Source organism: Caulobacter sp. Root1472 (genome assembly GCF_001426985.1).
Taxonomy (GTDB): domain Bacteria; phylum Pseudomonadota; class Alphaproteobacteria; order Caulobacterales; family Caulobacteraceae; genus Caulobacter; species Caulobacter rhizosphaerae.
The window spans coordinates 77,777-90,656 of the sequence record NZ_LMFX01000011.1; the positions used below are offsets into that span (position 1 = coordinate 77,777).

Consider the following 12,880-nt stretch of genomic DNA (forward strand, 5'->3'; position numbering starts at 1 on the left):
TCGGGGGAGCCTAAAGCCAGCACGATGACCGACGCCAGCCTCTCCCTCGACCCCGTCGCCCTCGCCCAGGCTCTGATCCGCCGTCCGTCGGTGACCCCGGCCGACGAGGGCGCGATGGACATCCTGCAGCGCCAGCTGGAGACCCTCGGTTTCGCCTGCCGACGCATGAAATTCGGCGAGATCGAGAACCTCTACGCCCGGCGCGGGACGGCGCGGCCCAACCTCTGCTTCGCCGGCCATACCGACGTGGTGCCGGTCGGCGACGGCGAGGCCTGGACGGCCGGTCCCTTCGAGGCCGAGATTCGCGACGGCGTGCTCTACGGCCGCGGCGCTGTCGACATGAAGAGCGCCATCGCCGCCTTCGTCGCCGCCGTTTCCCGCCTGCCGCAGGATCTGCCCGGCTCGCTCAGCTTCCTGATCACCGGCGACGAGGAGGGCGTGGCCGAGGACGGCACCGTCCGCGTCGTCCAGGCCCTGGCGGCGGAGGGCGAGGTCATCGACCACTGCATCGTCGGCGAGCCGACCAGCGCCAACCTGCTGGGCGACATGGTCAAGATCGGCCGGCGCGGCAGCATCAACGCCTGGATCGCGGTGGACGGCAAGCAGGGCCACGTGGCCTATCCTCACCGGGCGGCCAACCCGATCCCGGTGCTGGTCGACATCCTCTCGCGCCTGCAGTCGCGCATGCTGGACGAGGGCTACACCGGTTTCCAGCCGTCGAACCTGGAGGTCACCACGGTCGACGTCGGCAACACCGCCACCAACGTCATCCCCGCCAGCGCCAAGGCCCGGATCAACATCCGCTTCAACCCGGCTCATAAGGGCAAGGACCTGCAGGCCTGGATCGAGCACGAGTGCCGCGAGGCCGCCGAGGGCTTTTCGGGCCGGGTCGAGGCGCTGTGCAAGATCAGCGGCGAGGCCTTCCTGACCGAGCCGGGCGCCTTCACCGACGTGATCGTCGGCGCCGTCGGCGACGCCACCGGCCGCACGCCGGAGCTGTCCACCACCGGCGGCACCAGCGACGCCCGGTTCATCCGCAGCCTGTGCCCGGTGGTCGAGTTCGGCCTGGTCGGCTCGACCATGCACCAGGTCGACGAGCGAGTTCCGATCCAGGAGGTCGAGGACCTGGCCAACATCTACCAGGCCCTGATCGGCCGCTATTTCGCGGCCTTCGCCTGATGGGCCGCGCGGCCCTGGCGAGCTGGCCCTTCTGGGCGCTGGCCTCGGCGGTGTTCGCGGCCCTGACCGCCATCCTGGCCAAGGTCGGGATCGACGGCGTCGGCTCCAACCTGGCGACGTTCATCCGCACCGTGGTGATCCTGGGCTTCGCGGGCCTGATCCTCACCGTGGCCGGCGAATGGCGCGCGCCGGGCTCGATCGCGCCGCGCTCGTGGCTGTTCCTGATGCTGTCGGGCCTGGCCACGGGGGCTTCGTGGCTGTGCTATTTCCGCGCCCTGAAGCTGGGCGAGGCGGCCAAGGTCGCGCCGGTCGACAAGCTGTCGGTGGTGTTCGTGGCGATCATCGCCGCCGTGTTCCTGGGCGAGAAGCTGTCGTCGCTGAACTGGCTGGGCGTGGCCCTGATCGCCGCCGGGGCGGTGCTGGTCGCGGTGCGGGTCTAGCCATGGACGAGCTCTCGATCGCCGACGTCCTGGCCGAGGTGGCCGTGCTGGTGAAGCCGCACTTCGGCAAGGGCCGGCCCGCCGACTACATCCCGCAACTGGCCAGCGTGCCGCCGAGCAAGTTCGGCATGGCCGTGCGGCTGGTCTCGGGCGAGGAAGCGGTGATCGGCGACGCCGACGAGGGCTTCTCGGTCCAGAGCATCACCAAGGTGTTCTCCCTGGGCCTGGCCCTGAACCGCTTCGGCGACGAGGTCTGGACCCGGGTCGGCAAGGAGCCGTCGGGCACGCCGTTCAACCACCTGTCCCAGCTGGAGGCGGAAGAGGGCGTGCCGCGCAACCCGTTCATCAACGCCGGGGCCATGGCCGTCTGCGACCAGCTGATGGACGTGTTCAAGGACCCGCCGGCCCTGGTGCGCGGCTTCGCGGGCTTCCTGGCCGGCGAGAAGGTCGAGATCGACGAGACGGTGGCCGCGTCCGAGCTGGCCAACGCCTGGCAGAACCGCGCCATCGCCAACCTGATGCGCGGCAAGGGCACGATCAACCACGACCCCGAGGCCGTGGTCGCCGCCTATTGCCGCCAATGCGCCCTGACCATGAGCTGCCGCCAGCTGGCGCGGGCCATGCTGCCCCTGGCGGCCGGCGGCTTCTCGCCGATCGTCGAGGAGACCATCTTCCCCGAGCGCCTGACCCGGCGCCTGAACGCCCTGCTGCTGACGTGCGGCATCTATGACAGCGTCGGCAGCTTCGCCTATCGCGTCGGCCTGCCGGCCAAGAGCGGGGTCGGCGGCGGAATCGTCGCCATCGTGCCGGGCAAGGCGGCGATCGCGGTGTGGTCCCCGGCGCTGGACCGCTTCGGCACCTCGGTGGTCGGCACGGTGGCGCTGGAGCGGTTCACGCAGCTAACCAACTGCTCGGTGCTGTAGGGAGCTAACCGCGCTTGGACCCCAGAGGCCTCCCGGGGCGTTGGTGTCGCTCCTCAGTCCTCACGGGAGCACGGCGACATGAGCATCTTCAGCACCATCATGGGCAAGATCTTCGGCCACAAGGCCAAAACGGCCCCGACCGCGACGGCGACCAAGCCCGCGCCGGCCCCCGCCCCGGCCCCGACGCCCGCCGCCGCCCCGGTCGCGCCGGCCCCGCCGCCCCAGCCCGTCGACGTCGCCGCCGTGCTCGACGACCTGGCCGCCAACGCCGGCCAGAAGCTGGACTGGCGCCATTCGATCGTCGACCTGATGAAGCTGGTCGGCCTGGAGAGCAGTCTCGCCGAACGCAAGGAGCTCGCCGACGAGCTGGGCTACACCGGCGACAAGGGCGACAGCGCGGCCATGAACATCTGGCTGCACAAGCAAGTGATCCGGAAGCTGTCGGAGAACGGCGGCAAGGTCCCGGCGGAGTTGGTGGACTAGTCAGCGCGGAAGACCCCCTCCGGCCCTCCGGACCACCTCCCCCAATGGGGGAGGATCTGGGGGCCGCGTTCTCGAGATGCTCCCCCTCTGGGGGAGCTATCGCGGAGCGACTGAGGGGGTCTTCACTCCCCCTCGTACCCCACGCCCGTCAGGTACAGCCCGTCGGCCGGGGCCACGGGCCCGCAGGCCGTGCGGTCCCTGGCCTCCAGCGCCGCGCGGACTTCGGCGGCGGTCCAGCGCCCGACCCCGACCTCGGCCAGGGTGCCGGTCATCGACCGCACCTGGCGGTGCAGGAACGAACGGGCCTCGAACACCAGGTGGACCTCGTCGCCCACCCGCGACACCCGCGCCACGTCCAGCGTCTTGACCGGCGACTTCGACTGGCAGGCCATGTCGCGGAAGGTTGTGAAGTCGTGCAGGCCCACCAGGGCCTGGGCGGCCGCGTGCATGGCGTCGGCGTCCATGGCCTTCTTCATGTGCCAGACCTTGCCCTGGTCGAGGGCCGGCGGGGCGGGGCGGTTGAGGATGCGGTAGAGGTAGCGCCGCTCGTTGGCCGAGAACCGGGCGTGCCAGCCCTCCGGCGCGACGGCGCAGTCCAGCACGCTGACCGCTTCGCGCATCAGGTGGGCGTTCAGGGCGTTCATCACCGTCTGAGCCGGCCAGTCGCGCTCGAGGTCGACCTGCACCACCTGGGCGGTGGCGTGGACGCCGGTGTCGGTGCGGCCCGCCGCCGCGATGCGGATCTGCTGGCCGGTGAAGGCCTTGACCGCCGCCTCGATCGCCCCCTGCACAGACGGCTGCGCGGCCTGGGCCTGGAAGCCGTTATAAGGCCGGCCGTCGTATTCGATCGTCAGGCGGTAGCGGGGCATCAGGCCAGGACCGTCTCGGCCGCCAGCGGGAAGCCGCGCACGAAGACCTCGGCGTCCTGGGCGCCCTTGCCCTCGCGCTGGGCCTTGAGTAGGCGGACGGCGCCGTCCCCGCAGGCGATCAACAAGGCCTCGTCCAAAGCGACGCCGGGCGCGCCCTCGCCGTCCTCGACGCGCGACAGCAGCGCCTTCACCCGCACCGGCCCCTTGTCGCTGGGCGCCTCGAACCACGCGCCGGGGAACGGCGACAGACCGCGGATGTGGCGGTCGACCTCGGCGGCGGGACGGGTCCAGTCGATGCGGGCCTCGGCGGCCTTGATCTTCCTGGCGTAGGTGACGCCGTCCTCCGACTGCGGCGTCTCGCGGGCCGCGCCGCGCTCGATGGCCCCCAGGGCGACGGGCAGCATGCGCGCGCCGACGGCGGCCAGCTTGTCGTGCAGGGTCCCGGCGGTCTCCAGCGCGTCGATCCGCACCTGCTCGCCCATCAGCACCGGGCCCTCGTCCAGGCCCTCGCTCATCCGCATGACCTGGACGCCGGTCACCGCGTCGCCGGCCATGATCGCCCGCTGGATCGGCGCGGCGCCGCGCCAGCGTGGCAGCAGGCTGGCATGCAGATTGAAGCAGCCCAGGCGCGGCGCCTCCAGCACCTCGCGCACCAGGATCTGGCCGAAGGCCACGACCACGGCGGCGTCGAGGTCCAGGGCGCGGAAGGCTTTGATCTCCTCGGCGGTCTTCATCGAGGCCGGCGTGCGCACGGACAGGCCCAGGCTTTCGGCGAAGGCGTGGACCGGAGAGGGCTTGAGGTCGTGTCCCCGGCCGCGCGGGGCGGGCGGCTGGGAATAGACGCAGGCGATCTCGTGGCCGGCGGCGACCAGCTCGGCCAGGCAGGCGACGGAGAATTCGGGGGTTCCAAGGAAGGCGAGGCGCATGGCGGACGTTTAGACGGCGCAGTCGGTCTTAGGAAGGTGGGGTCTTAGGAAGGTGGGGCGCCACAGAGTCGGAACCTCGACCGTAGAGCGCCGTTCTATGGGCGACCCTTTCCAGGAGGAAACGCCATGCGCTCCATCACCCTGTTCGCCGTCGCCGGCTTGGCCGCCCTGTCGCTGGCCGCCTGCTCCGACGAGCACGCCACCCAGATCAAGGAAGGCGCCAAGGCGGCCGGTTCCGAGATCAAGCGGGCGGCGACCGACATCAAGAACGACCCCGACGTCAAGGAGGCGGGCACGGCCCTGAAGGAAAGCACCGAGGAAGCCGCCGCCGACGCCAAGGTCGCGGCCGGCCAGGCCGTCGACAAGGCCCAGGAGGTCGGCGCCAAGGCCGGCCAGGAAACCAAGGAAGCCGCGGCCGACATCAACGCCGACGCCAAGAAGGCCGGCTCGGACGCCAAGAAGGAAGTGCACGAGGCGACGCGGTAGGACGCGGGCGCCGCGTGTGGTCCTCGTCCTTCGACAAGCTCAGGATGAGGACCATTACCACTCAGGCAGTCGAAAAACCTCATCCTGAGCTTGTCGAAGCACGAGGTTTTCGCTTCGCCGAGGTTTAAGCCGCCCTACGGGCCTTCTTGACCTTGCTGATCGCCCGGTCGCGCTTCAGGCGCGACAGGTGGTCGATGAACAGCACGCCCTTCAAGTGGTCCATCTCGTGCTGGATGCAGACCGCGAACAGGTCTTGCGCCTCTTCCTCGACCGCCTCGCCCTGGTAGTTCAGGTAGCTGATCTTGACGCGGGCCGGACGCTCGACGGCGTCATAGACCTCGGGCACCGACAGACAGCCTTCCTCGTACGAGAACAGCTCTTCGGATTCCCAGGTGATCTTCGGATTGACGAAGTAGCGGGGGGCCGGCTCCTCGCCCTCGCGGGCCAGGTCCATGACGATGACATTGACCAGCTCGCCGACCTGCACGGCGGCCAGGCCGATGCCGGGGGCGTCGTACATGGTCTCCAGCATGTCGTCCATCAGGGCGCGCAGCTCGTCCGTGACAGGGGGCACGTCCTTGGAGACCTGCTTGAGGATCGCCAGGTCGGCGGGGTTATCGACGGTGAGGATGCGACGGATGGCCATGATATCGCTCAGGTAAGCGCAGCGCCGTCCGGGGTCAAGGCGACGGAGGGACGCGGCAGGAGGACGCTGGGGGTGCAAGGGCCCCCTCAGTCGCTCCGCGACAGCTCCCCCAAAGGGGGAGCATCTAGCGCGATTAGATCCTCCCCCTCTGGGGGAGGTGGCCCGGAGGGCCGGAGGGGGTCGCGGCGCTAAGGCTTGGCCTGCAGCCTGGCAACCGGCGCTTCGGCCGGCGTTTCCGCCAGCTTGACCAGCGGCCGCACGGCGTTCTCCACCGGCGTCAGTTCGCCGATCTCCTTGCCCTCGTGGTCGACCGACAGGTCCTCGAAGCGGCGGGCCTGGGTCAGGACCTGGCTTTCCAGCGAGCCGACGAACTGGTTGTAGCGGCCCACCGCCGCCTCCAGCGCCTTGCCCACCGACCCGGCATGGGCCCCCATCACGGCGATGCGCTTGTAGAGCTCGCGGCCCACGGCGACGATGGCGGCGGCGTTCTTGGCCTGGTCCTCGGCCCGCCAGCCATACGCAACAGCCTTGCAGAGCGCGAACAGGGTGGTGGGGGTGACCAGCAGCACCCGGCGGTCCATGGCCTCGGTCATCAGGTCGGGCAGGCGGTCCAGCGCAGCAGCCAGGAAGCCGTCCCCGGGCACGAACATGGCCACGAAGTCGGGCGAGCCCTCGCTGGCGAACTGGTCCCAGTAGGCTTTCGCCGACAGGCCTTGCATGTGAGCGCGGACGCTGGCGGCGTGGCGGGCCAGGGCGCTTTCCTTCAGGTGATCCTCGGTGGCCTCCTGGGCCTCGAGGAAGGCGTTCAGCGAGCACTTGGCGTCGATCACGAAGACCCCGCCGCCCGGCATCTTGACCTTGACGTCGGGCCGCCGGCGGCCCTCGTCGCTGTCGACGCTGAACTGCTCCTCGAAGTCGAAGCGGGTGTTGAGGCCGGCGGCCTCGAGAACGTTACGGAGAGTCTGCTCGCCCCAGCGGCCCTGGACGCCGGCCCCGCGCCGCAGGGCGGCCGACAGCTTGCGGGCCTCGAACTGGGTGGCGGTCGAGGCCTCCATCAGGGCGGCGATCTGGGCCTTGAGGCCGCCGGTCTCCTCGGCGCGGGCCTTCTCGACGGCGGTGACCTGGGCCTCGAACTTGGCCAGGGTCTCGGCCACCGGCTTGAGCTGGGCCTCCAGCCGCTGCTGGCTCAGCAGCTCGCGGCTCTTGAAGTTCTCCTCGGTGCGCTTGATCAGCGCCTCGGCCACGGTGTTGGCGGTCATGGTCGCCTGCTGGGCGGCCTGGGCGCGGATCAGTTCGCCCTGGGTGGCGGCCTGGTCCTCCAGCAGCCGGGCCCGCTCGTCGGCCTGGACCAGCTTGGCGTTCAGCTCCCAGGCCCGGGCCTCGGCCCGGCCGGCGCGGCCCATGGCCCAGACGGCGACCGCGGCGGCGGCGGCGGCCACCAGCAGCAGGACGAGGGCGAGGATCAGGAACGGATCGGAAAAGTTCATGCTCCGTTCTTAGCCGGAGTCGGGCTCCGGAAGAACCCCCTCAGTCGCTTCGCGACAGCTCCCCCAGAGGGGGAGCATCTGGTCGCGCTAGATCCTCCCCCTTTGGGGGAGGTGGCCCGGAGGGCCGGAGGGGGGTCACGCCGGCCGCCTTGCCCGCAGCGCCTGGGCGATCGTCCCGTCGTCCAGCCAGTCGAGGTCCCCGCCCACCGGCACGCCGCGCGCCAGCATGGTCACCGAGACGCCGGTCGGCGCCAGGCGGTCGGCCAGGTAATGGGCCGTGGTCTGGCCGTCCACCGTGGCCGGCAGGGCCAGGATGACCTCCTGGATCTCGCTGTTGCTGGCCCGACCCAGCAGTTCGCCGACCCGCAGCGCTTCGGGACCCACGCCGTCCAGCGCCGACAGCAGGCCGCCCAGCACGTGGTAGCGGCCCTTGAACGAGCCGCCGCGCTCCATGGCCCACAGCGAACCCACCTCCTCGACCACGCACAGCAGGCGATTGTCGCGGGTGGCGTCGGAGCAGACGGCGCAGGGATCGGAGGTGTCCAGCGAACCGCAGACCGAGCAGGTGCGCACCTTGGCCTGGGCGTCGACGATCGCCGCGGCCAGCGGCGCCAGCAGGGTGTCGCGCTTCTTCAGCAGGGCCAGCGCCGCCCGCCGGCCCGAGCGCGGACCCAGGCCCGGCAGCTTGGACAGCAGGGCGATCAGACGCTCGATCTCGGGTCCGGCGGAAGCGGCCATCAGTCGTCCTTGCGCGGCGCGGCCAGCGGCTGGGGCCGACGACCGGCCTCCAGCAGGGGCAGGCCCGCCTCGGTCGGCAGGTAGATGATCTGGTGACCGCCCTTCTCCGAAGTCTCCTGCAGCATCTCGATATAGCGCCAGCGCAGGTAGCCCTCGGGGCCGCCCAGGCTCTCGGCAATGATCTTGTTGGCCTGGGCCACGCCTTGGGCGCGACGGACTTCGGCCTTGGCGTCGTAGTCGGCCGCCTCGAACTTGGCCAGGGCCTCCTGCACCCGCACCTGCCGGTTCTGGGTGGCCCGCGCCAGTTCGGCCTCGCCGTGCTTGCGCGCCGCGAAGACGCTGTACTGCGGCCAGCCGATCAGCAGGCCGATGATGATGACGAGGATCAGGCCGATCCCCAGCAAACCCGCACCGCGCATGTCTTCCCCCATGTCTTCGGACCCGATCAAGCCCGGCCCCTCAAGGCTTGGCTACTCGGGTGACCTGCGAATAGACCACCCGCCACTGGCCGTCGCGCTTGGCCCAGGTGTCCACGAAGCGCACGACCAGGGCGAAGCGCTGGCCGCCGTCCGCGCCGGTCATGTTGACCCGGCCGCCCAGCAGGGCGGTGTCGCCGAGGACCTTCTCGACCGGCGCCTCGATGGTGAAAGGGTCGAGCTTGAAGCCGGGCGCCACGTAGTCGGCGATCAGCTTGGCCTTGTCCTGGACCTGGCCCGCGCCGTTGACCAGCACGTAGTCGTCGGCCACCAGGCGCTCCAGCGCGGCGCGGTCGCCGTTCACCTGGGCCGCGTCATAAGCGTGGGCGGCGGCGGCCAGGTCGGCCGGCAGCGGGTCCGCCAGGGCGACGGTTGGAACGGCCAAGGCCAAAGTGATCGCGACGGTGCTGAAGTTGAGCATCTGATCTCCTGGTCCCCTTAGTTCCGCTCATCCCGGCGAATGCCGGGACCCAGATGGAATGGCTTTGGGCCTGACGCCATGACCGCTGAGCCCTTCCAATCCATCACACCGCTAAGGGATCTGGGTCCCGGCATTCGCCGGGATGAGCGGAGAAGTCAAACCGACGGGCGCATTCCTAGAACTTCATGCCCGGCAAACCGCCCATCATGCCGGCCATCGGACCGGCGGCTTCCTGCATCAACTGGGCCTGCTTGGCGTCGAGCTTCTTCTTGGCGTCGGCGTGGGCGGCGACGATCAGGTCGGCGATCACCTCGCCCTCGCCCGGCTCGACCAGGCTCTCGTCCAGCACCACCTTGGCGAGCTCGCCGGAGCCCTTGAGGGTGACGGTGACCATGCCGCCCCCCGCCGTGCCGTCGACGGTCAGCTCGGCGAGCCGCGCCTGGGCGTCGGCCAGTTTCTGCTGCATCTCCTGGGCCTGCTTCATCAGGCCGCCGAGGTCTTTCATGGGTTCTGCTCCGTTTTCAAGCTCCCCTTCCCCTTGATGGAAGGGGGAAGGGAGAGATCTATAAATCCTCGACGTCGTCCGGCTCGATCGACGGCGCCTGGGGCGTCAGGATCGTGCGGACCTCGACGATTTCGGCGCCGGGAAAGGCGCTGAGCACCGAGGCGACGAACGGGTCGGACTTGATCGCCGCCAGTTCTTCGCGCTCCTCACGCTTCTGGCGCTCGAACAGGCTCTCGGCCCCGCCGCCGCCCTCGGCCGCCACCAGCCAGGGCTGGCCGGTCCATTCCTTCAGCGCCCGCACCAGCCGGCCGGCCAGGTTGCCGGGCGCGCCGGGGGCCGGTTCGAAGGTGATCGCGCCGGGCCGGAAGCTGATCGGGCGAACATATTGCTCGACGTCCAGGCGCAGGCCGATGTCGCGCTTCTCGGCGATCAGCTTCACGACGTCCTCGAAGGAGGCCAGGGTCGGCGCGGCCTGGGCGGCCGGCGCGGCCATCACCCGGGCCTGGGCGTTGACGGCGCCGCCGCCTCCGCCGCCGCCCATCGAACCGCCACCACCGCCGCCTGGACCGCCGCCGACCGGCTGCCCGTCGCGCAGGGCCTTCAGCGCCTCTTCCGGGCCGGGCAGGTCGGCGGCGTAGCACAGGCGGATGATCGCCATCTCGGCCGCGGCCATGGCGTCGGGCGCGCGGCGCACCTCGTCATGGGCCTTCAGCAGCATCTGCCACAGGCGCGCCAGGGTCCCGGCCGAGGTCTGGGCGCCGATCGAGGTCAGGCGCGCGGCCTGCTCCTTGGGCATGGACAGGGCGTCCGGCCCCAGGGCCTTGGCCACCGAGGCGGCGTGGCAGTGGTCCAGCAGGTCCAGCATGACCACGGCCGGATCTGCGCCGAACCCCCACAGGGCGCGGAAGCCCTTCAGCGACTCGCCCGGCTTGCCGCTCATCACGTTCTCGAACAGGGCGATGGTCTGGCCGCGGTCGGCCAGGCCCAGCATGTCGCGGACCACGGCGGCGGTGACGGTCGAGCCTCGCTCGCCCTGGACGATGGCCTGGTCCAGCAGCGACAGGCCGTCGCGCACCGAGCCCTCGGCGGCCCGGGCGATCAGCGCCAGCCCGTCCTCCTCGACCTTGGCCCCTTCCTTGGCGGCGATCTTGCCGAAGTGCTTGACCAGCACGTCCGGCTCGACCCGGCGCAGGTCGAAGCGCTGGGTGCGCGACAGGATCGTCACCGGCACCTTGCGGATCTCGGTGGTGGCGAAGATGAACTTGGCGTGCGGCGGCGGCTCTTCCAGCGTCTTCAGCAGGGCGTTGAACGCCGCCGTCGACAACATGTGCACTTCGTCGATGATGTAGACCTTGTAGCGCGCCTCGACCGGGGCGTAGCGCACCCCGTCCAGCAGCTCGCGCATCTCGTCGACCTTGGTGCGGCTGGCGGCGTCCAGCTCCAGCACGTCCATGTGCCGGCCCTCGACGATGGCCTTGCAGTGGCGGCCGTCGACGGTCAGGTCGACCGACGGCTGGTGGACGGTGTCGGTCTCGTAGTTCAGGGCCCGGGCCAGCAGGCGGGCGGTGGTGGTCTTACCCACCCCGCGCACGCCGGTCAGCATGAAGGCGTGCGCGATCCGCCCCGTCGAGAAGGCGTTGGCCAGGGTGCGGACCATGGCCTCCTGGCCGATCAGGTCCTCGAAGGTGCGCGGCCGGTACTTGCGGGCCAGGACCGTGTAGGCGGCGTCCGGATCCGAAGGCGCGGACGCGGCTGGAGCCGCGACAGGCGTGGTCACGGCCGGCGGCGGCGCCTCGGGTGCGGCGGCCGGCGGCCCGCCGAAGATGTCGGCGGTGTTCTCGTCGCGTTCAGCGGGCTCTTCGTCCCACGGCGGCGCGGAATCGGTCGTGAGGTCGTCGTGGTCGGCCATGGCGTGAGTGTAGTGCGCGGAACGGCGCAGCAAAAGGCTCGCGGCGCGCGCGGGGTCCAGAAGCTGACAGATTTCGGGGAAAGGTGGAGACCGGCAGACGACCCGGAGCGAAACTCGTTGTGGCTGCTGCCTCTCGGCCCTGACCAGGTTGGCGAGGACTCCGCCCGTCGCCGATCTCCGAGGCCTATATCGCGACTCATCGTGACGGATGCAAGACATGAAGCGCCGGCTCGTGACGACTCTTCGTCGCGGATGCTTTCTTCGCCGGGGCGCATTTTCTTCACGCGAACCGGAATCCACTTCGCTCGAAAATGCTCTAGAGATCCCCCATGGCCCTTTCGATCATCACCAACACCTTCGCCGGCAATCCGCTCGACCGCGCCAGCGAGCGCCGGGGCGACGAGGCCTGGCTGGCCGAGAAGGCCGCCGACCCGCAGTCGCTGGCCGTGGCCATCTGGAACGGCAAGGCGCTGGTCGAGGACGTCGTCGGCCCGGACGGCGAAGAGGGAGAGGGCAAGGTGACGGGCGCCCAGATCGCCTATCTGCGCGCCGACATGGCCAAGGACCTGGCCGCCACGCCCGAGCGCCTACTGTTCCTGGGGCTGTGGAAGGACATCGCGGTGTTCGCCGTCGACCTGGAGGGCGGGGCCGACCCGGCCGAGGGGCCGCTGCAGGGTCTGGGCCGGTTCGAGGAGCTGCGCGGGATCGCCGCCACCCTGCCGCCGCCCGACGCCGGCATCCTGGCCACCGCCAAGTCGATGTTCGAATGGCGGCGCAAGCACAAGTGGTGCAGCAACTGCGGCCAGGAGACGGCGGTCAGCGACGGCGGCTGGAAGCGGCTGTGCCCGTCCTGCCAGGCCGAGCACTTCCCGCGCACCGACCCGGTGGCGATCATGCTGGCCCTGCACGGCGGCCGCTGCCTGCTGGGCCGCCAGGCGCTGTGGCCGCCCGGCATGTACTCGGCCCTGGCCGGCTTCATCGAGCCCGGCGAGACCATCGAGGAAGGCTGCGCCCGCGAGCTGAAGGAAGAGGCCGGCCTGACCGCCACGGCCGTCCGCTACCATTCCAGCCAGCCCTGGCCCTGGCCCTCGTCGCTGATGATGGGCCTGATGGCCGACGTCGACAGCGACACGGCCGCCCCGGACCAGACCGAGCTGGAGGCGGTCAAGTGGTTCACCAAGGACGAGGCGCGGGCCCTGATCAAGGGCGAGCTGGACGGCTTCTTCGCCCCCCCGCCCCTGGCCATCGCCCACCAGCTGATCAAGGCCTGGGCGGAGGAAGAGGACTAGATCCTCCCCTGTGGGGCAGGGGAATCGCATATGGATTTTTGGTCCGAACGGGATTCTGAGGGTGTCTCCTTGTGAGAGGGAGACGGTCGGATGGAGACGTTCG

General features: G+C 70.4%; 15 protein-coding genes and 1 other RNA gene. 6 read left to right on the forward strand and 10 right to left on the reverse strand.

All coding sequences use genetic code 11. The annotated features are described in order from the left end of the window. The first annotated feature begins 24 nt into the window (after window positions 1-24). The 4 genes from dapE (at window position 25) to ASD47_RS08945 (ending at window position 3,025) form a co-directional block, all read left to right on the forward strand. Window positions 25-1,179, forward strand: a complete 1,155-nt coding sequence (dapE, locus tag ASD47_RS08930; RefSeq protein ID WP_056754653.1) for a succinyl-diaminopimelate desuccinylase — start codon at window positions 25-27, stop codon at window positions 1,177-1,179. Further along, window positions 1,179-1,619 carry an EamA family transporter gene (locus tag ASD47_RS08935; protein WP_056754656.1) on the forward strand — a complete coding sequence of 147 codons (441 nt, stop codon included), beginning with the start codon at window positions 1,179-1,181 and terminating at the stop codon, window positions 1,617-1,619. Before dapE ends, ASD47_RS08935 begins: the two co-directional genes overlap by 1 nt. A 2-nt stretch (window positions 1,620-1,621) precedes the next feature. Continuing rightward, window positions 1,622-2,542 (forward strand): glutaminase, encoded by a 921-nt coding sequence (locus tag ASD47_RS08940; RefSeq protein WP_056754659.1) that lies wholly within the window; start codon window positions 1,622-1,624, stop codon window positions 2,540-2,542. A gap of 78 nt (window positions 2,543-2,620) precedes the next feature. Continuing rightward, window positions 2,621-3,025: a DUF3597 domain-containing protein gene (locus tag ASD47_RS08945; RefSeq protein ID WP_056754663.1), complete on the forward strand. Its 405-nt coding sequence runs from the start codon at window positions 2,621-2,623 to the stop codon at window positions 3,023-3,025. Window positions 3,026-3,147: 122 nt separating this feature from the next. Here the strand turns inward: ASD47_RS08945 and truA are convergent, their stop codons facing one another. Together truA and fmt are read right to left on the reverse strand one after the other, a co-directional pair. Next, on the reverse strand, window positions 3,148-3,894 hold the full coding sequence (truA, locus tag ASD47_RS08950; RefSeq protein ID WP_056754666.1) for a tRNA pseudouridine(38-40) synthase TruA: 747 nt from the start codon (window positions 3,892-3,894) through the stop codon (window positions 3,148-3,150). Beyond that, window positions 3,894-4,820 (reverse strand): methionyl-tRNA formyltransferase, encoded by a 927-nt coding sequence (fmt, locus tag ASD47_RS08955; RefSeq protein ID WP_056754668.1) that lies wholly within the window; start codon window positions 4,818-4,820, stop codon window positions 3,894-3,896. Before fmt ends, truA begins: the two co-directional genes overlap by 1 nt. A gap of 126 nt (window positions 4,821-4,946) precedes the next feature. Here fmt and ASD47_RS08960 point away from each other — a divergent pair, with 126 nt between their 5' ends. After that, window positions 4,947-5,306, forward strand: coding sequence for a hypothetical protein (locus tag ASD47_RS08960; RefSeq protein WP_056754670.1), 360 nt, complete (start codon window positions 4,947-4,949; stop codon window positions 5,304-5,306). Between the two features lie 124 nt (window positions 5,307-5,430). On the opposite strand, the gene def is transcribed toward ASD47_RS08960, so the two are convergent. The 8 genes from def to ffs form a co-directional block, all read right to left on the reverse strand. After that, a complete protein-coding gene (def, locus tag ASD47_RS08965) occupies window positions 5,431-5,952 on the reverse strand; it encodes a peptide deformylase (protein WP_056754673.1) in 522 nt (173 codons plus the stop codon). A 188-nt stretch (window positions 5,953-6,140) separates the two neighbouring features. Beyond that, the gene (locus tag ASD47_RS08970) at window positions 6,141-7,439 is read right to left on the reverse strand and encodes a DNA recombination protein RmuC (RefSeq protein ID WP_056754676.1); all 1,299 of its coding nucleotides are present in this window, start codon (window positions 7,437-7,439) and stop codon (window positions 6,141-6,143) included. 135 nt (window positions 7,440-7,574) lie between these two features. Further along, window positions 7,575-8,177 (reverse strand): recombination mediator RecR, encoded by a 603-nt coding sequence (recR, locus tag ASD47_RS08975; RefSeq protein WP_028037346.1) that lies wholly within the window; start codon window positions 8,175-8,177, stop codon window positions 7,575-7,577. Next, window positions 8,177-8,626 (reverse strand): membrane protease subunit, encoded by a 450-nt coding sequence (locus tag ASD47_RS08980; RefSeq protein ID WP_230983835.1) that lies wholly within the window; start codon window positions 8,624-8,626, stop codon window positions 8,177-8,179. Before ASD47_RS08980 ends, recR begins: the two co-directional genes overlap by 1 nt. Window positions 8,627-8,636: 10 nt before the next feature. Continuing rightward, a complete protein-coding gene (locus ASD47_RS08985; protein ID WP_056754679.1) occupies window positions 8,637-9,074 on the reverse strand; it encodes a nuclear transport factor 2 family protein in 438 nt (145 codons plus the stop codon). 175 nt (window positions 9,075-9,249) lie between these two features. Further along, window positions 9,250-9,579, reverse strand: a complete 330-nt coding sequence (locus tag ASD47_RS08990) for a YbaB/EbfC family nucleoid-associated protein (protein WP_056754682.1) — start codon at window positions 9,577-9,579, stop codon at window positions 9,250-9,252. A 58-nt stretch (window positions 9,580-9,637) separates the two neighbouring features. Further along, complete coding sequence (locus tag ASD47_RS08995) at window positions 9,638-11,488, reverse strand: DNA polymerase III subunit gamma/tau (RefSeq protein WP_056754713.1); 1,851 nt, start codon at window positions 11,486-11,488, stop codon at window positions 9,638-9,640. A gap of 84 nt (window positions 11,489-11,572) precedes the next feature. Next, window positions 11,573-11,665, reverse strand: an RNA gene (ffs, locus tag ASD47_RS26070) — signal recognition particle sRNA small type. A 152-nt stretch (window positions 11,666-11,817) separates the two neighbouring features. Between ffs and nudC the strand changes: the two genes are divergently transcribed. Then, window positions 11,818-12,777: an NAD(+) diphosphatase gene (nudC, locus tag ASD47_RS09000; protein WP_056754684.1), complete on the forward strand. Its 960-nt coding sequence runs from the start codon at window positions 11,818-11,820 to the stop codon at window positions 12,775-12,777. Window positions 12,778-12,880 lie beyond the last annotated feature (103 nt).

Coding starts and splice junctions, on each gene's coding strand:
- nudC (WP_056754684.1), top strand. CDS start 11,818: ATGGCCCTTTCGATCATCACCAACACCTTCGCCGGCAATCCGCTCGAC.
- ASD47_RS08990 (WP_056754682.1), bottom strand. CDS start 9,579: ATGAAAGACCTCGGCGGCCTGATGAAGCAGGCCCAGGAGATGCAGCAG.
- recR (WP_028037346.1), bottom strand. CDS start 8,177: ATGGCCGCTTCCGCCGGACCCGAGATCGAGCGTCTGATCGCCCTGCTG.
- ASD47_RS08960 (WP_056754670.1), top strand. CDS start 4,947: ATGCGCTCCATCACCCTGTTCGCCGTCGCCGGCTTGGCCGCCCTGTCG.
- ASD47_RS08995 (WP_056754713.1), bottom strand. CDS start 11,488: ATGGCCGACCACGACGACCTCACGACCGATTCCGCGCCGCCGTGGGAC.
- dapE (WP_056754653.1), top strand. CDS start 25: ATGACCGACGCCAGCCTCTCCCTCGACCCCGTCGCCCTCGCCCAGGCT.
- ASD47_RS08945 (WP_056754663.1), top strand. CDS start 2,621: ATGAGCATCTTCAGCACCATCATGGGCAAGATCTTCGGCCACAAGGCC.
- fmt (WP_056754668.1), bottom strand. CDS start 4,820: ATGCGCCTCGCCTTCCTTGGAACCCCCGAATTCTCCGTCGCCTGCCTG.
- def (WP_056754673.1), bottom strand. CDS start 5,952: ATGGCCATCCGTCGCATCCTCACCGTCGATAACCCCGCCGACCTGGCG.
- truA (WP_056754666.1), bottom strand. CDS start 3,894: ATGCCCCGCTACCGCCTGACGATCGAATACGACGGCCGGCCTTATAAC.
- ASD47_RS08985 (WP_056754679.1), bottom strand. CDS start 9,074: ATGCTCAACTTCAGCACCGTCGCGATCACTTTGGCCTTGGCCGTTCCA.
- ASD47_RS08940 (WP_056754659.1), top strand. CDS start 1,622: ATGGACGAGCTCTCGATCGCCGACGTCCTGGCCGAGGTGGCCGTGCTG.
- ASD47_RS08970 (WP_056754676.1), bottom strand. CDS start 7,439: ATGAACTTTTCCGATCCGTTCCTGATCCTCGCCCTCGTCCTGCTGCTG.
- ASD47_RS08935 (WP_056754656.1), top strand. CDS start 1,179: ATGGGCCGCGCGGCCCTGGCGAGCTGGCCCTTCTGGGCGCTGGCCTCG.